Origin of the sequence: Flavobacterium sp. MMS24-S5 (assembly GCF_050320125.1) — a bacterium.
GTDB classification, from domain to species: Bacteria; Bacteroidota; Bacteroidia; order Flavobacteriales; family Flavobacteriaceae; genus Flavobacterium; species Flavobacterium tyrosinilyticum.
The window spans coordinates 2435706-2457765 of record NZ_CP190016.1 but is presented as its reverse complement, the minus strand read 5'-3'; the positions used below and the strand labels follow the sequence as shown (position 1 = coordinate 2457765).

The window sequence follows — 22060 nt, the reverse complement described above, 5'->3', positions numbered from 1 at the left end:
CTAACATATAGTTAGAAAATAAATATTTAGCCACAGATTAAAATGATTAAAAATATTTAAATCTGCATGATCTCCTAAATCTGCGAAAGAAAAAAAATCCTTTAGAATCCTTTTAATCTGTGGCAAAAAATAAACAAAACCATTTCCAGATGAAAAAACTTTTAATAACAGCAGTTTTAATTAGTTCAATCCATTTATTTGGGCAAAATGAAAATCGAATCATAAAAGTTGATTTTAAAAAAGAAGCAGGAAAATTAAACACCATGTTTAAAGAATGTATCGGTGCCGGAAGAGCAAACGAAGGTTTGAGAGCCGACTGGCAGCAGCAATTGGCATTGGTGAAAAAAGAATGCGATTTTAAATACATCCGTTTTCATGGTTTATTGTCTGATGATATGGCCGTTTATCGTGAAGACAACAAAGGAAATCCAGAATACAATTACCAATATGTTGATGTTTTATTCGATTATATTGTTAGTCTGAAAATGAAACCGTTTGTAGAATTAGGTTTTATGCCGAATGCATTGGCAAGCGGAAAAGAAACTATTTTTTGGTGGAAGGGAAATGTAACGCCTCCAAAAGATTATAAAAAATGGGAAGATTTGATTAAAAATCTAACCGCACATTTTAAAGAACGTTACGGAGATGAAGAAGTAAAAACATGGTATTTTGAGGTTTGGAATGAACCTAATTTATCTCCAGGATTTTGGACAGGAACGCAGCAAGAATATTTTAAACTATACGATTACGCAGCTCGTGGCGTAAAAGCCGTAAATCCTGCATATAAAGTTGGTGGCCCAGCAACGGCAGGCGCAGGATGGGTTCCGGAAACAATTGATTTTTGTGTGAAAAATAATGTGCCATTGGATTTTATTTCGACACATACTTATGGCGTAAATCAAGGATATTTGGACGAATTCGGAACTTCTGGAACCGTTTTGAGTCCAGACGTAAATAGTGTAAACGGAGATGTTATTAATTCGCGTAAGCAGATTACGAATTCAGCTAAACCTAATTTAGAACTGCATTATACAGAGTGGAGTTCTTCTTATACGCCAGCAGATCCAATTCACGACAGTTATCATTCGGCAGCTTACATTCTGCAAAAACTCAAGCAAGTTGGTAATGCAGCAAACTCGATGTCATATTGGGTTTTTACCGATATTTTTGAAGAACCATGACCAAGATTTACCCCTTTTCACGGTGGTTTTGGATTGTTGAATACGCAGGGAATTAAAAAGCCAGCTTATTTCTCTTATTATTTAATGAATAAATTAGGAGAAACAGAACTTCAAAATTCAGATAAAGCTTCGTGGACTTCCAAAAATGCAAAAGGCGATGTACAAGTTTTATTATGGGATTTTACGAATACGCATCCAGGCGATAAGGTTTGGAATCAAACTTATTACATTCAGGATCTTCCATCAAAAGAAAAAGGAAAAGTCAAAGTGGAGATTGATGGCATTCAGAAAGGAAAATATCTTTTAGAAATATATAAAGTCGGCTATAAAGTAAATGACGCTTATGCAGATTATTTGGCAATGAATAAGCCGAGTCAATTAACACGTCAGCAGGTAAATTCCATAAAAGAGAAAAATAACGGAGCGCCAATTTCAACAGAAAAAATTACAATTGACGCAAAAGGAACTTTCAGCAGAGAATTTAAAATCAACGAAAATGATGTTGTCATGATGAATTTAATCAAACAATAATAAAGAGAAAGCCACAAACATAAAAATAGTATTAACGGTATTTAAAGATGATGTGTGAGGAATCAAAAATCTTTAAATCAAAAAACACCTAACTATCTATGAAAAACAAAATGATATTCCTTTCATCAGCTCTAGTTTTTGCATTCTTTACTTCATGTAAAAATGATGCGCAAACTTTAGCTTCAAATTCGGCACAAACCGAAGAATACGTTGGAAAAGAAATAAGTACAGATCATGATGCAGAAATCGACAAATTGATTTCGCAAATGACATTAGAAGAAAAAATCGGAATGCTTCACGGGAACAGTATGTTTGCGAATGCTGGCGTAAAACGTTTAGGAATTCCAGAATTAAAAATGGCCGATGGTCCTTTGGGAGTTCGTGAAGAAATCTCTAGAGATAATTGGGCTCCAGCTGGATGGACAAATGATTTTGCTACTTATTATCCAGCAGGCGGCGCTTTGGCAGCAACTTGGAACGCAGAAATGGCACATACTTTCGGCACCAGTTTAGGAGAAGAATTACGTGCAAGAGACAAAGACATGTTACTTTCGCCAGCGATCAATATGGTGAGAACACCGCTTGGAGGAAGAACGTACGAATATATGTCTGAAGATCCATTTTTGAATAAAAAAATCGCCGTGCCTTTGATTGTTGGTTTACAAGAAAAAGATGTAATGGCGTGTGTAAAACATTACGCAGCAAACAATCAGGAAACGAATCGTGATTTTGTAGATGTACAAATTGACGAGCGTACACTTCGTGAAATTTATCTTCCCGCTTTTGAAGCTTCAGTAAAAGAGGCAAAAGCATACAGTATAATGGGGGCTTACAATAAATTCAGAGGCGAATATTTATGTGAGAATGATTATATGCTGAATAAAATCCTTCGTGACGAATGGGGATTCAAAGGTATTGTAGTTTCTGACTGGGCAGCGGTGCATTCTACAGCTAAAGCATTGAAAAATGGTTTAGATATTGAAATGGGAACACCAAAACCTTTCAATGAATTTTTCTTAGCCGATAAATTAATTGCTGCCGTTAAATCGGGAGAAGTTTCAGAAAAAGAAATCGATCTTCACGTAAAACGCATTTTAAGAACATTGTTTCAGGTAAAAGCAATGGGCGGCGGAACACGTGCAAAAGGAAGCATCGCAACTGAAGCACATTACCAAGACGCTTACAAAATTGCAGCTGAAGCGATTGTGTTGTTGAAAAACGAAAACAATGCATTGCCTTTAAAACTAGACGGAGTAAAATCTATCGCTGTAATAGGAAACAATGCAACAAAGAAAAATGCTCTTGGCGGATTTGGAGCGGGAGTAAAAACAAAAAGAGAAGTTACACCTCTTGAAGGTCTTAAAAATAGACTTCCTTCATCAATCAAAATCAATTACGCAGAAGGATATTTAGAGCGTTACGATGAGAAAAACAAAGGAAACTTAGGAAATATTACGGCTAATGGCCCAGTTACAATTGATGCTTTAGATCCTGCAAAAGTTCAGGAAGCTGTTGAAGCGGCTAAAAACTCAGATGTTGCGATTATTTTTGCGGGATCCAACCGTGATTACGAAACAGAAGCTTCTGACCGTAGAGATTTACACTTGCCTTTTGGACAAGAAGAATTAATTAGAAAAGTAACAGCTGCAAATCCTAAAACGATTGTAGTAATGATTGCGGGTGCTCCTTTTGATATTAATGAAGTTAGCCAGAAATCTTCTGCTTTGGTTTGGAGCTGGTTCAACGGTTCTGAAGGTGGAAATGCTTTGGCTGATGTAATTTTAGGAAAAGTAAATCCGTCAGGAAAATTACCTTGGACAATGCCAAAACAATTAAAAGATTCTCCTGCGCATGCCACAAATAGTTTCCCTGGGGACAAAGCAGTAAATTATGCTGAAGGAATCTTAATTGGTTACCGTTGGTTTGATACTAAAAATGTTGCGCCGTTATATCCTTTCGGTTACGGATTATCATACACAACTTTCGCGCTTGATAATGCAAAAGCAAATAAAGATTCGTATGCTCAAAACGACGTAATCGAAGTTACAGTCGACGTTAAAAACACTGGAAAAGTAGACGGAAAAGAAGTTGTACAATTATACACTTCAAAATCTGATTCTAAAATCACTCGTGCAGCGCAGGAATTAAAAGGTTTCAAAAAAGCCAACGTAAAAGCGGGAAGTTCAGAAAAAGTAACGATCAAAGTACCAGTAAAAGAATTGGCTTACTACGATGTTGCTGCTAAAAAATGGACAGTTGAGCCTGGAAAATATACTATTAAGTTAGGAACTTCTTCAAGAGATATTAAAAAAGAAATTCAAATAACAGTTAAATAAATTGTTATTGCTATAAAATAACCAAACCACCAACGCCAGCCCATTAAAAGCTGGCGTTGATTTTAAAAACTTATACATTTATACTTATATATTAGTCTAACCCATTCTGGTATAATGCCGATATAGTATGAAAATAGTCTAATTTTTATTAGACTATATTGAATACATAATCGGTATTACACTTAACTTAAACTAAACCAAATGAAAAAATCAATCAAAGATTACCTCTTATCTTTTATTCTATGTTTTGCTTTCTTAGGAGTTTTAGCTTGCAGTTCAGATAAAGAAGAAGCTCCAGTAAGTATAAAAACGCTTACTGTGAGTACAAGTAAAATCGATTTTGAAAGCAAAGAAAATACAATAGAAGTAACGGTTAATTCCAATGGGGTTACTTGGACATTGAGTAATCCTGTAAGCTGGATAAAAGTAAGTCAGACTACAGGAACTTCAGGAAGTACCGTGGTAAAAATTACCGCTTTAGAAAACACGACTACAGCTTTGCGAAATGCTGTGATTACTTTGACAAGCACCGAAGTGCCTTCTACAACAATTTCGGTTTCTCAGGCAGCAGGAAGCTTATATCCAAGTTACAATACCAATCCAATTGCGGCAGATGCCTCAGGAATGGGAAGTTCTGCTGTTGAATTGGCAGCAAAAATCAAATTAGGATGGAATATTGGAAATACATTGGAAGCAACTGGAGGAGAAACCGCTTGGGGAAATCCAAAAGTAACTAAAGCTTTAATTAATGCTGTAAAAGCAAACGGATTTAATGCGATCAGAATTCCATGTTCTTGGAATCAGAATTTGGAAAATGCTGCAACAGCAAAAATCAAAGTGGATTGGTTAAATCGTGTTAAAGAAGTAGTTCAATATTGCGTAGATAATGATATGTACGTTGTTGTAAACATTCACTGGGACGGTGGCTGGCTGGAAAATAATATTACCGAAGCCAAAAAAGTAGAAAACAATGCGAAACAAAAAGCGTTTTGGGAGCAAATCGCAACGCATTTAAGAGGTTTCGATGAGCATTTACTTTTTGCAAGCGCCAATGAACCAGCTGTTGAAGATGCGGCACAAATGGCCGTTTTAAATTCGTATCATCAAACTTTTATTGATGCTGTTCGTTCTACAGGAGGGAAAAATGCCACTCGTGTTTTAGTCGTTCAGGGACCGAACGACAGATATCGAAAAAACGAACAAATTAATGACTACATTGCCAGTAGATAAAGTTACAGGCAGAATGATGGTCGAAGTTCATTATTATTCACCGTGGAATTTTGCTGGTTTAACCAAAGACGAAACTTGGGGTAAAATGTTCTACTATTGGGGAACAGGTTTCCATTCTTCGACCGATACAGAACGAAATGCAACTTGGGGAGAAGAAGCCGATTTAGAAAAGAATTTCAAATTGATGAAAACCCAATTTGTAGACAAAGGAATTCCGGTTTTATTGGGAGAGTTTGGAGCAATTAGAAGAACAACTTTAACAGGAGACGCGCTGACTTTGCATTTAAACTCAAGAGCCTATTATTTAAAAACGGTAGTCAAAACGGCAAAAGCAAACGGATTATTACCTTTTTATTGGGACGAAGGGAGTCTAGGAAACAACGGTTTCGGAATTATGAATAGAACTGATAATACCGTCTTCGATACACAAGCTTTAAACGCTTTAATAGACGGGTTAAAGTAAAAAAAACAGGTTAAAACCATATAAGTGATATAAGTAAATTTAAGCACAATGCTAAATAAAAATTCAAATTATCTTATATCACTTATGTGGTTCAAAAAAATATTTAAATTGAAAAAATGAAAAAGAGTGTAATGTTTATTTTTCTGTTAATTAGTGTTTTAACTAATGCTAATGTGAGAATGCCTTTAATATTCTCTGACGGAATGGTACTTCAAAGAGACAAGCAAATTCCAATTTGGGGATTTGCAGATGCGAATGAAAGTGTAGAAGTCCATTTCAACAAACAAATTAAGAAAACGCAAGCCGATAAAAACGGAAAATGGACGGTAAATTTAAATGCTGAAAAAGCCGGAGGGACCTTTCGAATTGACAATTATCGGAAAAAATAAAATCACCATCAAAAATGTTTTGGTTGGAGAAGTTTGGATTTGCAGCGGACAATCGAATATGGAATTTCAGGTTATCAAAACCATGAATTCAGAAAAAGAAATTGCAGATTCTAATTACCCAATGATTCGTCATTTTGGTGTGGCACAAGATTTAAGCGGAACTCCAAAAGACGATTTAAAACAAGGAAAATGGGAAGTAGCAAACAAAGAAAATGTAGGCAATTTTACAGCAGTAGGTTATTATTTTGCTAGAAAATTATATTCAGAATTAAAAATACCAATCGGAATCATCAACACTTCTTGGGGAGGAACCAATGTAGAAACTTGGACAAGCCGTGAAGCTTTCGAAAATAGCCCAGATTTTAAAGCGATGATTGCCGATGTTCCAACCGTAGATATCAATGCTATTTTTGAAACCTATAAAAAATCGGTTTTAGACAACTTGAAAAAAGTGCAGGGTTTTGATGTTTCGATGGAAAACGAAGAGCAATTTAAAAACCCAAACTTCCAAGACAAAAATTGGCCAGAAATAAAAGTGCCATCACTTTGGGAAAATCAGCAAATTGGCAATATCGATGGGATTGTCTGGATGCGAAAAACCATTGTTTTAACAACAGAACAAGCTAAAAAGGAAGCCGTTTTACATTTAGCAAAAGTTGATGACGAAGACAAAACTTATGTGAATGGTGTTGAAGTTGGAACTAACAATCTTTGGGATGCTAAAAGAGTTTATAAAATTCCTGCAAACATTTTAAAAGAAGGAACAAACGTAATAGCCGTAAGAATTACAGATTACAGCGGCGGCGGCGGAATTTATGGCAATCCAGCAGATTTAAAAATTGATTTTAAAGATTCAAATGTACCGTTAGAAGGACTTTGGAAATTCAATGTCATAAAAGTGAGAATCGAAGTTTCACCAAACAGTTATCCATCGTTATTGTACAATGCCATGGTAAATCCGTTAGTGCCTTATGCGATGCAAGGCGTTTTATGGTATCAAGGAGAAGCGAATGTTTGGAGAGCATCAGAATACAAAAAATCATTTCCGTTAATGATCAACGATTGGAGAACCAAATTCAAACAAGGAAATTTCCCTTTTTATTTCGTTCAATTATCCACTTTTGATGAATTTGGTGGCAACAGCCAAAAAGGAAGCCGTTGGGCAGAACTTCGCGAAGCGCAATCGGAAACTTTAAAATTACCAAACACCGGAATGGCGGTTACAACCGATATTGGAAATGCAAAAGACATTCACCCAACCAACAAACAAGATATTGGTTTGCGTTTGGCAGCGATTGCAATGAACAATATTTACGGTAAAAAACAAGTTCACAGCGGACCAACTTATAAATCTCAAACAATAAAAGGAAACGAAATTATCCTTACTTTCGATAATATTGGCAGCGGATTATCAACGCCAAATAACGATGAATTAAAAGGATTCGAAATTGCAGGTTCAGACAAGGTTTTTCATTCTGCGAAAGCGATAATTAAAGACAACAAAATAATCGTTTCAAGCGATAAAGTTCAAAATCCTCTAGCAGTTCATTACGGTTGGGCAGACGATGATACGACAATTAATCTTTTGAATAAAGAAAAATTCCCAGCATCGCCATTTAGAACGGATAATTGGGAAATGCTTACGGCAAATGAGAAGTATAAAGTGAGTAAATAGTTTTTGAGTACTTAGTGATTAGCCCCTAGTAAAGAGCTAAATAATACGCAACGATAGATGTTCCGCTAGGAACATTTCGTCGGTAGAAATTTCATCGGTGGCAACGGAAATCCGTTGAATAAAATGTATATAACAAAAAAATGTTCCGTAGGAACATCTGATTTGTTACCGGTTTTTATCCTAACAGGTTTTAAAAACCTGTTAGGTATCACTAGATTTTTTTATTAGTTTAGATAAAAAATAAATACCTAACAGGTTTTTAAAACCTGTTAGGATAATATAACCAAATATGATTAAAAAAACATTTCTCATTTTACTTTTCACGTCTTATTATGCAAACATTTCGGCACAATCCAAGAATGTTTTGTGGTATAAACAACCTGCAGAATTCTTTGAAGAAAGCTTGGTTTTAGGAAACGGAAAAATGGGAGCAACGGTTTTTGGAGGCGCCAATTCAGACAAAATTTATTTAAATGACATTACGCTTTGGTCAGGCGAACCTGTAAATGCCAATATGAGTCCGGAAGCTTACAAAAATATTCCGGCAATTCGAGAAGCATTAAAAAACGAAAACTACAAACTGGCCGAAGAACTCAATAAAAAAGTTGAGGGAAAAAATTCCGAATCGTATGCGCCTTTAGGAACATTAGAAATCAATAATTCCGAAAAAGGGAAAGCGGTTAATTATCATCGAGAACTGGATCTTTCAAATGCTATTACTAAAGTTAGTTACGAAATGGCGGGCATAAAATATACGCGTGAATATTTTGTTTCGGCTCCAGATAAAGTTATGATTATCAAACTGACAGCCGATCAAAAAGGAGCTTTAAACTTTGATATCAATCTAAAAAGCCTTTTAAAATCAAATGTTGAAGTGCGAAACAATATTTTGGTATTAAAAGGTTCTGCGCCAATTCATGAAAACGCAGGGTATAATGTTTCTCCAAAATATTTGAGCTTAAAAGAAAGAGGAACACGATTTACAGGTTTGGTCCAAATCAAAAAAACAGACGGAAAAATTACAAGTTCTCGAGAAGCTTTAACGCTAACAGATGCAACCGAAGCGGTTATTTACGTTTCTGTGGCAACAAGCTTTAACGGTTTTGACAAAAATCCAGCATCAGAAGGATTAGACGAGGTGTCGATCGCCTTGCAAAATCTGAATAATGCATACGCAAAACCATTCGATAAACTAAAAGAATCTCACATTGCCGATTATCAGAAATTCTTCAATCGGGTCGATTTAGATTTAGGAAAAACAACCGCTCCAGATTTACCGACAGACGAACGTTTGTTGCGTTATGCAGACGGAAAAGAAGATAAAAATCTCGAAATTCTATATTTCAATTTCGGACGTTATTTATTAATCAGTTCGTCAAGAACTTTGGGCGTTCCAGCCAATTTACAAGGACTTTGGAATCCGCATTTGAGTCCGCCTTGGAGCAGTAATTATACGATGAATATCAATCTGGAAGAAAATTATTGGCTGGCAGAAAACACCAATCTCTCCGAAATGCATTCGTCACTCTTGAGCTTTATTAAAAATCTTTCGGTTACAGGAAAAGTGACAGCCAAAACTTTTTATGGTGTAGATAAAGGTTGGGCTGCAGCTCACAATTCAGATATTTGGGCAATGACCAATCCCGTTGGACAGTTTGGAAAAGAAGATCCGATGTGGGCGTGCTGGCCAATGGCGCAGGCGTGGCTGAGTACACACATTTGGGAACATTATACTTTTACGCAAGATGTAGCTTATTTAAAAAAAGAAGGATATGCGTTAATGAAAGGCGCAGCCGAATTTTGTTTAGGTTGGATGGTTACCGATAAGAACGGAAATTTAATTACTTCGCCTTCGACTTCGCCAGAAAATCAATATAAACTGGCAGATGGTTTTGTGGGTGCGACATTATACGGAGGAACTGCCGATTTAGCCATGATTCGCGAATGTTTTGAAAAAACTATAAAAGCTTCAAAAGTATTGAATACGGATGCTGATTTTAGAAAAAAACTGGAAACAGCGCTTTCAAAATTATATCCGTATCAAATTGGTAAAAAAGGAAATCTGCAGGAATGGTATTTTGATTGGGAAGATAATGATCCGAAACACCGTCATCAATCGCACTTATTCGGACTTTTTCCTGGCGATCATATTACGCCATTAAAAACTCCAGATCTAGCGGAAGCTTCAAAAAAGACATTAGAAATAAAAGGCGACGAAACCACCGGCTGGTCAAAAGGCTGGCGAATTAATCTTTGGGCAAGACTTTGGGACGGGAATCGTGCTTATAAAATGTATCGTGAATTACTTCGCTACGTAGATCCCGACGGAAAGAAAACAGAAAAGCCAAGAAGAGGAGGAGGAACGTATCCGAATTTATTCGATGCGCATCCGCCATTTCAAATTGATGGTAATTTTGGAGGAGCAGCTGCCGTTGCCGAAATGTTGGTGCAGTCAAATGAAAATGAAATTCGATTACTTCCTGCTTTACCAGACGCTTGGTCAGAAGGTTCTGTAAAGGGAATCTGTGCAAGAGGCGGATTTGAAATTGAAATGACGTGGAATGATAAAAAACCTGAAAAAGTAATTATTTCTTCTAAAAATGGAGGAAAAACAACTTTGATTTTTGGCGATAAAAAACAAGAAATTGTTTTGAAAAAAGGAGAAAGTATAGAAATCAAGTTTTAGAAAAGCTTCGGAGAAGCAAAATATTTATAGAATTTAATAATCAAACCAAAAAGAGCTCCAGCGGAGCGACATATAAATTATTTAAAATCTAAATATGTCGCTCCGCTGGAGCTCTTTTATATCTTGAACGCTTGTTTTTTTTCTATAAATATTTTGCTTCTCCGAAGCTTTTTTATAATTGAATTTATTTTTTTTCAGATTCAGAAGTTTCTTTTTCTTCTTCTTTTTGAGTATGTTCTTTTTTAAAAGTCTCGTACCATTTTTCAATCGACGGATATACAAATGCAGCAACTTTCTTTACTGGATTATAAAAAATGTAACTATCTAAAGTTTCCTCTTTAGCGAAAGTATTATTGAAATTTATCTTTTCGAACAAAGCAATAAAAATACTCAGAATAAGAATGGTTTTTAAAACTCTGAAAAATCCGCCTCCGAGTTTGTTCATCCAGCCTAACATGGCAAAATCGGCAATTCCAGTTAAAATTTTGGCTAAAAAATAAACGCCAATCACAACTAGAATAAACGTTAGGATAAAAGCGGTAATTTGAATATTGGTCGGATTCCAAGAAACGTGTTTTGAAATCATTCCCGTCATTAACGAAGAAAATTTAATCGCAAGATAAATTCCTAATAGTAAAGAAATGAAAGAGGCAACTTCTACAAAAAGTCCATTTTTTATGCCTTTGTACAAACTGTATCCTAAAAGCGCGGCTACAATAATATCAAAAAAACTCATGTTTTACGGGTGTTTAATAAAGGCGCAAAGATATGTTTTTTTTAAGGTTCAAAGTTGCAGAGAAGCAAAGGTTCAAAGGTTTTGTGAGAGATGTAATTTTAGTGTTTAATTTTTTTAGGCACATTGCGTTCGAACTCTGTATCTTTGCAAATCAAATTTAGAGTACAGATTGTAATTCTGCCCCCTTCAGAATTGAATTTTTGAGCGATCTAATATCTAAAATCAACAATCTAAAATCATATAATGTCTAGAGATACACAATTAAAAGAGCGCTGGGAAAAGCTCGTTGATATACTTTCCAATCAATTTTCGCAAGGCGAAGATTTAGATTTGGATGCCATAATTTACCTAATCGGAGTTCAAGAATACGGAAAAGTGCACCGCGAATACAAAAAAGACGAAAAACTGAATTTAATGCACATTGCAATCTGTCGATTACTAGAACCATACGGATTTTATGAATTCGAATATTTCGACGATGAAGGCTGGCCTCATTATAAAGTAAAAGAAAATTTACCGCCGTTAAAAGCCGGTGAACAATCGGTTTTAATGAAAGAAGCGATTGTGAGTTATTTTTTAGAAAGAAAACTTATTGAGTAGATTTTTTTTTAAGTGTTCAGTATTCAGTTGCTTAGTGTTCAGCGCTGTAAACGGAATACTGACCACTAAAAACCTGACCACAGACCACTAAAAAAATGTGCAGATACGCAATGACATCTTATAAGCCTCATTATGCTTGTTTTAATTGTCGAAAGACCTTTAAAAGAAGATTGATGGTTGATGTGAAAAAAGGAGAAACATCGGTTTTTGAAGCCAAATGTCCGCAATGCGGTGAATTTATGGCCAATATGGGACTAGATTTTGAATCGCCTAAGAAAGACGATGTCAAAAAGTGGGAACATATTAAAAGTTTATTTTCTGTAGGTATTACGTTTCACTCCTGCGGTTGTAGTGGGCAGGGCTATATTCCGAATTCAAAAGAAAAATTAGTGGAGTATTTTGAAGGGATAAAAAAAAGATATCTTGAAAATATGGGCTTTTGGCGCAATAGAATTGAACCAACAAATAAACAAGAACGAGAACGGGATTTAAATAAAAACTGGCATAAACTCAGCAGTATTTCTTCTAATTACAAAAAGGAAATAGTAACCAATCAGGAAGGTTTAGATTATTGGCATGGAAAGATTAAACAAGTTGAAGAAAAGTTAAATCTGATAAAATAATTTACGGAAAACCTAAAACTGCGACGGTGACCGCACACTTTCAACTAAAAACACTAAATTTGTACTCTCAATTATCGAAGGAAAATGATAGATAAGATAAAACAACATATAGAGGAAGCTAAAGCCTTTAATGAGAAAAATAAAGAATCGTTAGAACAATTCCGTATTAAATATTTAGGAAGTAAAGGTTTGCTGAAAGAACTTTTTACTGAATTTAAAAATATACCAAACGACCAGAAAAAAGATTTTGGACAAGTAATCAATACTTTAAAAGCGGTTGCTGAGGAAAAAGTAAGAGTTATTCAGGAAGAGCTTGAAAGCAAAGAAGAGTCTAAAGGAATTTTTGGAGATTTAACACGTGCGGCAGAACCTGTAATTATTGGTTCTCGCCACCCGATTTCTATCGTTAAAAATCAGATTATAGATATTTTTGCTAATATCGGATTCAATGTTTCTGAAGGGCCAGAAATTGAAGACGACTGGCATAATTTTACAGCATTGAACTTGCCAGAATACCATCCGGCGCGTGATATGCAGGATACGTTTTTTATCCAAACCAATCCTGATGTGTTGTTGCGTACGCATACATCATCGGTTCAGGTGCGTTATATGGAAAATCACAAACCGCCAATTCGTACGATTTCTCCGGGACGAGTTTTTCGTAATGAAGCAATTTCTTCTCGTTCGCACTGTATTTTCCATCAAGTGGAAGGATTATACATTGACAAAGATGTTTCTTTTGCCGATTTGAAACAAACGTTACTTTATTTCACAAAAGAAATGTTCGGAAAATCTAAGATCCGTCTTCGTCCATCTTATTTCCCATTTACAGAGCCAAGCGCTGAGATTGATATCTATTGGGGACTAAAAACAGAAACTGATTACAGAATCACAAAAGGAACGGGTTGGTTAGAAATTGGAGGTTGCGGAATGGTAGATCCAAACGTTTTGAAAAACTGTGATATTAATCCAGATGAATACAACGGATTTGCTTTCGGAATGGGAGTAGAGCGTATTGCAATGCTTTTATACCAAATTGGAGATATCCGTATGTTCTATGAAAACGATGTTCGTTTCTTAGAGCAGTTCAAAGCAAATATTTAGGAGCTATTTCCTGCTGTCCGCTGTATCTTTTGTTTTTTAAAGAAAAAAACAAAAGATGCCGCTTCCATCAGGGCTAGGGCTTTACGTTATAAATTACCTTTACAATAAACAAACCTTTGTTGAAGCTTCAGGCTTTGACAAAGGTTTTTAAAATTTAATAGATGAAAAAAGATATAATAATTCCAGAAGTTGAAAACGTATTTCTAGCAGCAGTGCAGGAATGGAGCGACGATTTTATGGAAAAAGTGTGGTACGCTTATTTGGTTAACGACAGTGATTTTAATTTAGACAGCGTAATGGTAGTTTCAAAAGCATTTGGAACTATTGATGGCGAAATGAAAAAGACTTCAATCTTGCGTCATGCATTTGTTGAGGTTCCTTCGGTTTCTGTCGTGAAAATAGAATTGGTAGAAAAAAGCCTTTTAGCGCTTAATAATGAGTTCATGGTAACTTTCTTCATCGGAAATACTTTATACGATAAGAAATTCATTTTTAAAGCCAATTCGCTTGACGAAAACAATACGGAAGAAGTACCGATTTTGTTTGTTGAAGGGATTATGGTGAAATAAGAATCAAGAACAAAGAGGCAAGAAAAAAGACTTATTATGCTGACAAATGAAAAAAGTAAATGTTCTGATCAAGAAAAACCCTGAAATTATTACCTTAATCATTGGGCTAATAATTTTCGTTGCTCTAGGTTTATTTTATAATAATTTAAAAGCGATCTTAATAGTTTTCCTTGGAATTGTTGTGTTCGGGATAATAATAGGAGTTATGCCTTTTTTAGCAAACATCTTTAAACTGATTTATTATTTATCGCTTAATTTTTTTAATAATAAGGTTAAAAAAAAGAGTCAAGACGAAATTAAATAAGTCTTGACTCTTTTTTTATGTTTAAGAAATCTATTTTCTTTGCTCTTGCTTCTTTCTTCTAAAATCAATCTAATGATTCAGTCAATTTCTTAAAAACAGACTTCGCGTCTTTTCCTTCATATAAAACAGCATAAACAGCATCTATAATTGGCGTTTTCGCACCGTAACCTTGATTTAGTTTATAAGCACTTTTTGTTGCGTAATAACCTTCGGCAACCATGCTCATTTCCATCATGGCACTTTTTACTGTATATCCTTTTCCGATCATATTTCCGAACATTCTATTTCTTGAGAAAACCGAGTATCCTGTAACCAACAAATCGCCTAGATAAGCCGAGTCGTTAATGTTACGTTTCATACGGTGTACTTTTCTAATGAATTTCTTCATTTCGCGAATCGCATTACTCATAAGAACCGATTGGAAGTTATCGCCATAACCTAAACCATGCGCAATTCCGGCAGCAATGGAGTAAATGTTTTTTAGCATTGCTGCATATTCAGTTCCGATGATGTCGTCTGAAATTTTGGCTTTAATATAATTTCCAGAAAGTGTTTTGGCTACAATTTTAGCTTTATCCGGATCGCCGCAAGCAATTGTCAAGTAAGAAAGCCTTTCTAAAGCTACTTCTTCTGCGTGGCAAGGCCTGTAATAACGCCAATATTGTAATATGGAATGTCGTATTCAATGTGGAAATGTTCGCCTACAATTAAACTCGTTTCTGGAACAATTCCTTTAATAGCAGAAAAAATGATCTTATCTGATAAAGAAACCGTCATGTTTTTTAACTCGGCATCTAAGAACGCAGATGGAATTGCAAAAATAATGTAATCTGCATATTCTATCGCTTCATTTATATTGTTGGTTAATTTGAGTTTTTTAGTATCAAATTCAACAGAACTTAAGTAGTTCGGATTGTGCTTGAATTTCTCGATATGCTCAATAGCAGCATCATTGCGCATGTACCACGAAATTTCAGAAAGATTTACACATAACATTTTTGCAATTGCCGTTGCCCAACTACCACCACCAATCACTGCAAATTTTAAATTTTCGCTCATTATTTTAATAATTTAAAACAAAAGTACTTAATAATGTGCTAATAAAGCAAAATCTGTTTTAAGAAATTTTGAAAACAAGCTTTAATTGCAATGACTTTCAAGAAGTTTAAGAACAAAAAAAAAATTTTTTAATGTTCAAACAATAAAACTATCTGACTTACGTTATAACAATTTATAAATTAGAATTTTAATGAATTTAAAAAAAATTGAGTTAGTTAGTTTTGTTTTAGTATTTTAAAAAGGCGTTCCTAAACTTGTTAAGAACGCCTTTTTTGATGAAATTCCAAATTTTAAAAAAATCCCAATAGAAAAATTCCAAATTCCAATACGTCTAAGATTGGAATTTGGAATTTTAAAAATTTGGAATTTATCCCTTAGTAACTAAGTTCAACAATAGATTTTACTTTATCTAAAGTCACTAATTGATTTTCTCCTAAACCTTTCCAGCCTCTTTCTTCAAAACGATTTACGATAAAATCGGCAGTTTTAGAATAGTCTTCTGTATATTGAGAAAGTTTAGTGTCCATTCCCATTTTATGGAAAAAATCAACCGTTTTGTTAATGGCTTCTTTTGCAACTTCTTCGTCAGAACCATTTAAGTTGAAGATTCTTCTTCCGTATTGCGCTAATTTTGCTTTTTTAGTTTCAAACATTACATGGTATAAACTTGGGCCAATTATCGCCAAAGTTCTAGCATGATCAATTTCATAAAGCGCTGTCAATTCGTGACCAATCATGTGGGTTGCCCAATCGCTTGGAACACCTTTTTGGATTAATCCGTTTAAAGCCATTGTACAGCTCCACATAAAATTAGAAGCCAAAGTATAATCAGTTGGGTTTGCTACGATTCCGGGACCAACTTCAATTAAAGTTTGTAGAACACCTTCTGCAATTCTATCCTGAAGAAATGCATCCGTAGGATACGTTAAATATTGTTCCATAACGTGCGTGTACGCATCTACAACACCATTTTCGATTTGTCTTTTTGGTAAAGACGAAATTACTGTAGGATCACAGATTGAAAATTGAGGAAATAAAGCACTTCCGCCAGAAGATAATTTTTCTTGAGTTGCTTCAATTGTTACCACATATCCAGAATTCATTTCGCTTCCTGTTGCCGGTAGCGTTAAAACTGTTCCAAATGGCATTGCATTTTCTTTAATTAAAATTCTTTTTTGAAGAATGTCAATCGGATTTCCTTCAAAGTTTACTGCTGCCGAAATAAACTTCACGCCATCAATTACAGATCCGCCGCCAACAGCCAAAATAAAATCGATTTTTTCTGCTTTGATCACATCAACAGCTTTCATCAAAGTTTCAAATCTCGGATTGGGTTCGATTCCACCAAATTCTACAATTTCAAAACCTTTAAGGTTGTTGATTACTTGATCGTAAATTCCGTTTTTAAAAATACTTCCACCGCCATAAGCCAAAAGCACTTTTGCACCTTTTGGAAGTAAAGTCGAAAGTTTTTCAATTTGTCCTTTTCCGAAAACTAAATTCGTCGGATTATATAATTCAAAGTTGAGCATTTTTTTAGCGTTTCTAAGATGCTAAGTTTCTGAGTTTTTTGCTTTAGAACATAAATTTTCAGAAACTTAACATTGTGATTTATTAATTTTTATTTTCTCATTTAGTGAATAAGAGATTGAGTTTTTAGATTTCTAAAAGAAAACCTTAGCATCTTAGAGCCTCAGTCCCTTAGACCCTTTATTTTAATTCTTGTAACAATTTTGCAGCTACCAATTTAGATGAAGCTGGGTTTTGTCCTGTTATTAAAAGTCCGTCTGCAACTGCGTATGGTTGCCAGTTTGGAACCTTTAGAAAAAATTGCTCCGTTGGATGATAAAGCATCTTCTAATAAAAACGGAACTACTTTTGTTAATCCAACAGCTTCTTCTTCCTCATTGGTAAATCCGGTTACTTTTTTGCCTTTTACTAGATATTCACCTTTTACTTTTACATTTTTCAAAACAGCAGGCGCGTGACATACAAATGCGACTGGTTTATTGTGCGTGTAAAAAGATTCGATTAAAGCAATTGAACTTCTATCTTCAACCAAATCCCAAAGCGGCCCGTGACCTCCTGGATAAAATACAGCGTCGTAATCTTTTTGGTTAACTGTTGAAAGTTTTAAAGTATTTTTTAATTTTTCTTGCAAAGCTTTATCAGCGTCAAAACGTTTGGTGTCTTCAGTTGCCGAAGCTGGATCGGCACTTTTTGGATCAATTGGCGGTTGTCCTCCAAGCGGAGAAGCAATTGTAATTTCGACTCCCTGATCTAACAGTTCATAATAAGGTGCTGCAAATTCTTCAGACCAAAATCCTGTTTTTTCTCCAGTGTTGCCCAGCTTATCGTTGCTGGTTACAACAAATAATACTTTTTTCATACCTTTTTTATTTGATTTTTGAGCTACAGCAGATGTGCTTACAGCGGTAAATGCAATTATTGCGAGTAATGCGATTTTTTTCATAATTTTAAATTTTTAACAAATTTACGTCTTAAGTGATATCAGTAAAAATAAAATAAACTATGTTTGTTATAAGTAAATTTATGTCATGGTAAATCTAGAATGGTACAGAACTTTTAAGGCTGTATATAAAAATGGTAATTTTTCGGTAGCCGCAAAAGAGTTATTTATGAGCCAGCCTGCGGTTAGTCAGCAAATTTCTATGCTTGAGGCTCACGTTGGAAATAAATTATTTAATCGGAAATCAAAAGGAGTTGAACCAACCGAATATGCTAAGTTACTGAATAATTTGATTATAGACGCTCTTGACAGGCTCGAAAGTGTCGAAACTAGTTTCCGGGCTAAAGCAGAAGATGCTAATCGATTAATTTCTGTTGGAATTTCAAAACATCTTTTTGACTGTGTTGGTAATCTTTTAATTTCAAAGTTTGATTTAATCGATTTTACTTTTGCAGAAAACGACGAACTTTTTGCTTTAGTAGACGCTAAAAAACTTGACTTTGCCATTACAACAAAAAGATTTGACACTTTTGATACTACTTATGAAATTGTTGGAAAAATCAAACTGATTTTAGTTGCTCCAACAAGTTTAGATATAACAGAGTTCCGTCAGAAATTAAAATCAGATAATTTTACTGAGATAGAGCAATGGCTCAATGCCCAAAAATGGTACAGCCATGATGCAAGAATTCCGCATATAAAATTATTCTGGTTGCATGCTTTCAATAAAAAGAGACCGTCGATGGTTCCAAATTACATTATACCTTCAGAATCAGAAATGCTTAGGCTTTTGGCTAAAAATGAAGGAATCGCAGCAACTTGGAATTGTAATGCCAGAAATTATATTAAGGAGAATAAATTGCAGTTAGTTTGGAATAGCTTTCATGTTCCAGAAGAATTTGTGTATTTGTTGGTGCCAAAAAATAATAATGTAAAGTCGTTTTTTGATATTATTGAGAAAGAATTAAAGCTGTTTTTTGGAAATCGATTGTGATTTCAATCATGTGTTCGTGTGTTTTAAAAGTTTAATTTTGATAAGTAAACCACTAAAATTTTCAAAAATGAAAAAGATTGCGACAGTATTAATCCTAATTGCAACTGTACTTATAAGTAATTCGTGCAGTAAAAGCGACGATGAAGCGATAGTAGATTGTTTAGCAGAATCAATTTTTGTTAAAATACATAATTCAACTGATGCTACTAATCCGAAGTTGATGAACTACTCGGCTGAGTATACAGGAACAGGAACTTTAGTTTCTGTAAAATGGACATTTGGTGACGGATTTACAGGAACTGGTACGGCGGTAACACATACTTATGCGGCTGCAGGAACATATGAAGCTAAGGCTGAAGTTACGGTTAAAAAAGATGGTACAGAATGTACTTCTATCCCTAAAAGAACTGTGACAGTTAACTAAGAAAGTTAAGAGATATTGATGAGAGTCAATTTTATAGTTTAATGCAAGAGCATAAATTATAAAGTTGACTCTCATTCGTTATATTTGTTTGATATGATTTAGGAATATGGAAAAGTTACAAAATATTAGAATTGCGGTTGATGCGATTGTTTTTGGTTATAAAAACAATGGTTTATATGTTTTATTGATTGAACAAAAGTTTGGTTCTGCAGATAAATATTGGGCACTACCTGGTGGTTTAGTCCAAAACGACGAATCTTTGAGTGATGCTGTTATTCGTGAATTGCATGAAGAAACCAATGTGCAATTAACGTTTATGGAACAATTGTACACTTTTGGTGATGATATTTACAGAGACTCCAGAAATCGTGTTATTTCGGTTGCTTATTACGCTTTGGTTGATGCTTCCAACTTAGAAATTAAAGCAGATACAGATGCAGAAAGAGTGCAATGGTTTAAAATTGATGAAATTCCGTCTTTGGCTTTTGATCATAATTTGATTTTAAAGAAAGGAATAGAAAGATTAAAAGTCAAACTGACTTACGAACCAATTGGTTTCGATTTACTTCCCGAGGAATTCTTATTCTCAGACCTCGAAAATCTTTATTGCACGATTTTAGAAAAAGAAATAGATCGCCGAAACTTCAGAAAAAAAATACTGAGCTATGGTTTTTTAGAAGAAACCGATAATTTTTCTCCAATAAGAAGCGGAAGACCAGCAAAATTATTTAAGTTCAATAAGCTAAAATACAATGAGTTAATTGATAAAGGCTTTCACTTCGAAATAAAGTTTGCGTAATTTTTACACAAAATAAATTGTTTATTTAAAATTAAATTCTACATTTGCGTATAATTAACGCAAACTAAAAAACTATGATACTAAATCTCGACCCAAAATTCGCTCCATTTCAAAATCAGGAAGAAATCAAATTTCAAAGTTTTACTTTCTCAGGAGGAGAACCACACATCAAAATCGCTCCAGATTTTGATCCAAATAGAAAAGTTACCATTACACATCGATTGAATTCATTCAACGATTTAGGTTTGTTATGCGTTACAGTTGATGCGCTAAGAAGAATGGATGTTAAAATCATTGATCTTTTTATTCCGTATTTCCCAGCTGCGAGACAAGACCGTGTTATGATTCCTGGCGAACCATTATCTGTAAAAGTATACGCCGATATTATTAATGTAATGCAATTGAACAAAGTTTTTGTTTTTGATGCGCATTCAGAAGTAACTCCAGCTTTGTTGAATAATAGTACCGTAATTCCGAATTACACTTTTATCAAAGAAGTTTTGAATAGAATTGGCGAAAACGTAAAACTGATTTCTCCAGACGGTGGCGCTTTGAAAAAAATTTACAAAGTATCTGAGTTTTTAGGTGGTGTTGAGGTTGTAGAATGCAGTAAAAGCCGCGATGTAAAAACGGGGAAATTATCTGGTTTTAAAGTTTACAATGAGGATTTGCAAGGAATGGATTGCTTAATTGTAGATGATATCTGCGACGGAGGAGGAACTTTTGTAGGATTAGCCGAAGAGCTAAAAAAGAAAAATGCAGGAAAACTTTACTTAGCAGTAAGCCACGGAATTTTTAATAAAGGTTTTGAAGTTTTAAACTGCTTTGATGGCATTTTTACAACCAATTCTTTTAAAGATTTTGAAGGCGAAAGTGTTCAAGTGATTGGATTAGATCAATTGGTTTAACTTTTGAATTGTAAAAAATGATACTAGAAGCAGCAATAGGAGACGCTTACGGAGCAGGATTTGAATTTCAGGAGTTAGATTATATCATTAGAAACAATCATTTAACTCAGTATCATAAACATGGTATGTATACAGAAATCTATAAAAGATATACTGACGATACACAAATGGCCATTGCAATAACAGAACTTTTATTGGAAGATGACAATTGGAATGAAATAAAAGTTGCCGATAAGTTTGTTGAAGTTTTTCACAGAGATAAAAGAAGAGGTTATTCAGATAGAGTTTATAACGCATTAGATGCGAGTAAAAACGGAACTGATTTTCTAAAAATTATCGATAATAGAAGCAGTGGAAATGGATCGGCCATGCGAGCTTACTCAATCGGAGTTCTAAAAGACATTAATCAGTTATTGGATTTTTGTGAAATTCAGGCAAAAACATCTCATCTTACTGCAGAAGGAATTAGCTGTGCTAAAAGAATAGCTTTAGCGGTTCATTTTTATAAATATAAATTGGGAGACAAAAGCTCTCTGATAGATTTTGTAAATGATACTTTAAGGGAAAAAGAAATATACAAAGTAACATCGCCAATTGATATGCATGGGTATTTTACAACTCAAGCTGTTATCAAAATGGTTTCTGAAGCAGATTCTATGCAAGATTGTTTAAAAACAGGAATCGATTATGGTGGAGATACAGATACCGTTGCAGCTTTGTGCATGGCGATTTTGAGTCAAAAAGAAAATTGCGAAAAAACACTGCCAAAGTTTTTATATGATGAATTAGAAAACGGCACATACGGAAAAGATTTTCTAATCAGTTTAGATCTTAAATTGAAAGAGAAGTTTCATTGAGATAAGAAGTTTCACGTTTCAGGTTTCAAGTTGTTGCGAGTGTGAGACATGAAACAAAAAAATACTATTAACTTTTTCAAGTTTAAAACCAAATTTCAGGCCCAGCATACAACCTGAAACTT

18 protein-coding genes and 3 pseudogenes are annotated in these 22060 nt (G+C 34.5%); 17 read left to right on the top strand and 4 right to left on the bottom strand.

Going from position 1 to position 22060, the window contains the following annotated elements:
* The first annotated feature begins 149 nt into the window (after positions 1-149).
* The 7 genes and pseudogenes from ACPWTF_RS11455 (at position 150) to ACPWTF_RS11425 (ending at position 10491) form a co-directional block, all read left to right on the top strand.
* Positions 150-1712 (top strand): annotated as a pseudogene (locus ACPWTF_RS11455) (GH39 family glycosyl hydrolase).
* 98 nt (positions 1713-1810) lie between these two features.
* The gene (locus ACPWTF_RS11450) at positions 1811-4048 is read left to right on the top strand and encodes a glycoside hydrolase family 3 C-terminal domain-containing protein (RefSeq protein ID WP_427875517.1); all 2238 of its coding nucleotides are present in this window, start codon (positions 1811-1813) and stop codon (positions 4046-4048) included.
* A gap of 201 nt (positions 4049-4249) precedes the next feature.
* The gene (locus tag ACPWTF_RS11445; RefSeq protein WP_427875516.1) at positions 4250-5278 is read left to right on the top strand and encodes a cellulase family glycosylhydrolase; all 1029 of its coding nucleotides are present in this window, start codon (positions 4250-4252) and stop codon (positions 5276-5278) included.
* Entirely contained in the window at positions 5256-5741 is a 486-nt protein-coding gene (locus ACPWTF_RS11440; RefSeq protein WP_427875515.1) for a cellulase family glycosylhydrolase, read from the top strand. The genes ACPWTF_RS11445 and ACPWTF_RS11440 overlap by 23 nt, the downstream gene beginning before the upstream one ends.
* Positions 5742-5857: 116 nt before the next feature.
* Positions 5858-6130, top strand: coding sequence for a hypothetical protein (locus ACPWTF_RS11435; RefSeq protein WP_427875514.1), 273 nt, complete (start codon positions 5858-5860; stop codon positions 6128-6130).
* The gene (locus ACPWTF_RS11430) at positions 6078-7805 is read left to right on the top strand and encodes a sialate O-acetylesterase (RefSeq protein WP_427875513.1); all 1728 of its coding nucleotides are present in this window, start codon (positions 6078-6080) and stop codon (positions 7803-7805) included. Before ACPWTF_RS11435 ends, ACPWTF_RS11430 begins: the two co-directional genes overlap by 53 nt.
* A 289-nt stretch (positions 7806-8094) precedes the next feature.
* On the top strand, positions 8095-10491 hold the full coding sequence (locus ACPWTF_RS11425; protein WP_427875512.1) for a glycoside hydrolase family 95 protein: 2397 nt from the start codon (positions 8095-8097) through the stop codon (positions 10489-10491).
* A 184-nt stretch (positions 10492-10675) separates the two neighbouring features.
* Here the strand turns inward: ACPWTF_RS11425 and ACPWTF_RS11420 are convergent, their stop codons facing one another.
* The gene (locus ACPWTF_RS11420) at positions 10676-11227 is read right to left on the bottom strand and encodes a CvpA family protein (RefSeq protein WP_427875511.1); all 552 of its coding nucleotides are present in this window, start codon (positions 11225-11227) and stop codon (positions 10676-10678) included.
* 243 nt (positions 11228-11470) lie between these two features.
* Here ACPWTF_RS11420 and ACPWTF_RS11415 point away from each other — a divergent pair, with 243 nt between their 5' ends.
* The 5 genes from ACPWTF_RS11415 to ACPWTF_RS11395 all read left to right on the top strand — a co-directional run bounded on the left by ACPWTF_RS11415 (position 11471) and on the right by ACPWTF_RS11395 (position 14427).
* The gene (locus tag ACPWTF_RS11415) at positions 11471-11827 is read left to right on the top strand and encodes a hypothetical protein (RefSeq protein WP_111377556.1); all 357 of its coding nucleotides are present in this window, start codon (positions 11471-11473) and stop codon (positions 11825-11827) included.
* A gap of 173 nt (positions 11828-12000) precedes the next feature.
* Entirely contained in the window at positions 12001-12450 is a 450-nt protein-coding gene (locus ACPWTF_RS11410) for a hypothetical protein (RefSeq protein WP_427875510.1), read from the top strand.
* Positions 12451-12534: 84 nt separating this feature from the next.
* Positions 12535-13554 (top strand): phenylalanine--tRNA ligase subunit alpha, encoded by a 1020-nt coding sequence (locus ACPWTF_RS11405; RefSeq protein WP_198855280.1) that lies wholly within the window; start codon positions 12535-12537, stop codon positions 13552-13554.
* Between the two features lie 161 nt (positions 13555-13715).
* Complete coding sequence (locus tag ACPWTF_RS11400; protein ID WP_111365565.1) at positions 13716-14123, top strand: hypothetical protein; 408 nt, start codon at positions 13716-13718, stop codon at positions 14121-14123.
* A 46-nt stretch (positions 14124-14169) separates the two neighbouring features.
* Positions 14170-14427 (top strand): hypothetical protein, encoded by a 258-nt coding sequence (locus tag ACPWTF_RS11395; RefSeq protein WP_427875509.1) that lies wholly within the window; start codon positions 14170-14172, stop codon positions 14425-14427.
* A 64-nt stretch (positions 14428-14491) separates the two neighbouring features.
* Here the strand turns inward: ACPWTF_RS11395 and ACPWTF_RS11390 are convergent.
* The 3 genes and pseudogenes from ACPWTF_RS11390 to ACPWTF_RS11380 form a co-directional block, all read right to left on the bottom strand.
* A pseudogene (locus tag ACPWTF_RS11390) lies at positions 14492-15486 on the bottom strand (NAD(P)H-dependent glycerol-3-phosphate dehydrogenase).
* A gap of 374 nt (positions 15487-15860) precedes the next feature.
* Positions 15861-17018: an iron-containing alcohol dehydrogenase gene (locus ACPWTF_RS11385; protein ID WP_427875508.1), complete on the bottom strand. Its 1158-nt coding sequence runs from the start codon at positions 17016-17018 to the stop codon at positions 15861-15863.
* A 178-nt stretch (positions 17019-17196) separates the two neighbouring features.
* Positions 17197-17959: pseudogene (locus tag ACPWTF_RS11380) on the bottom strand (type 1 glutamine amidotransferase domain-containing protein).
* Between the two features lie 85 nt (positions 17960-18044).
* Between ACPWTF_RS11380 and ACPWTF_RS11375 the strand changes: the two are divergent.
* The 5 genes from ACPWTF_RS11375 (at position 18045) to ACPWTF_RS11355 (ending at position 21938) form a co-directional block, all read left to right on the top strand.
* A complete protein-coding gene (locus ACPWTF_RS11375; protein WP_095928451.1) occupies positions 18045-18950 on the top strand; it encodes a LysR family transcriptional regulator in 906 nt (301 codons plus the stop codon).
* A gap of 67 nt (positions 18951-19017) precedes the next feature.
* Positions 19018-19374, top strand: coding sequence for a PKD domain-containing protein (locus tag ACPWTF_RS11370; protein ID WP_427875507.1), 357 nt, complete (start codon positions 19018-19020; stop codon positions 19372-19374).
* Between the two features lie 106 nt (positions 19375-19480).
* Entirely contained in the window at positions 19481-20173 is a 693-nt protein-coding gene (locus ACPWTF_RS11365; protein ID WP_427875506.1) for an NUDIX hydrolase, read from the top strand.
* A 74-nt stretch (positions 20174-20247) separates the two neighbouring features.
* On the top strand, positions 20248-21081 hold the full coding sequence (gene prs / locus ACPWTF_RS11360) for a ribose-phosphate diphosphokinase (RefSeq protein ID WP_427875505.1): 834 nt from the start codon (positions 20248-20250) through the stop codon (positions 21079-21081).
* 17 nt (positions 21082-21098) lie between these two features.
* Positions 21099-21938: an ADP-ribosylglycohydrolase family protein gene (locus ACPWTF_RS11355; protein WP_427875504.1), complete on the top strand. Its 840-nt coding sequence runs from the start codon at positions 21099-21101 to the stop codon at positions 21936-21938.
* Positions 21939-22060 lie beyond the last annotated feature (122 nt).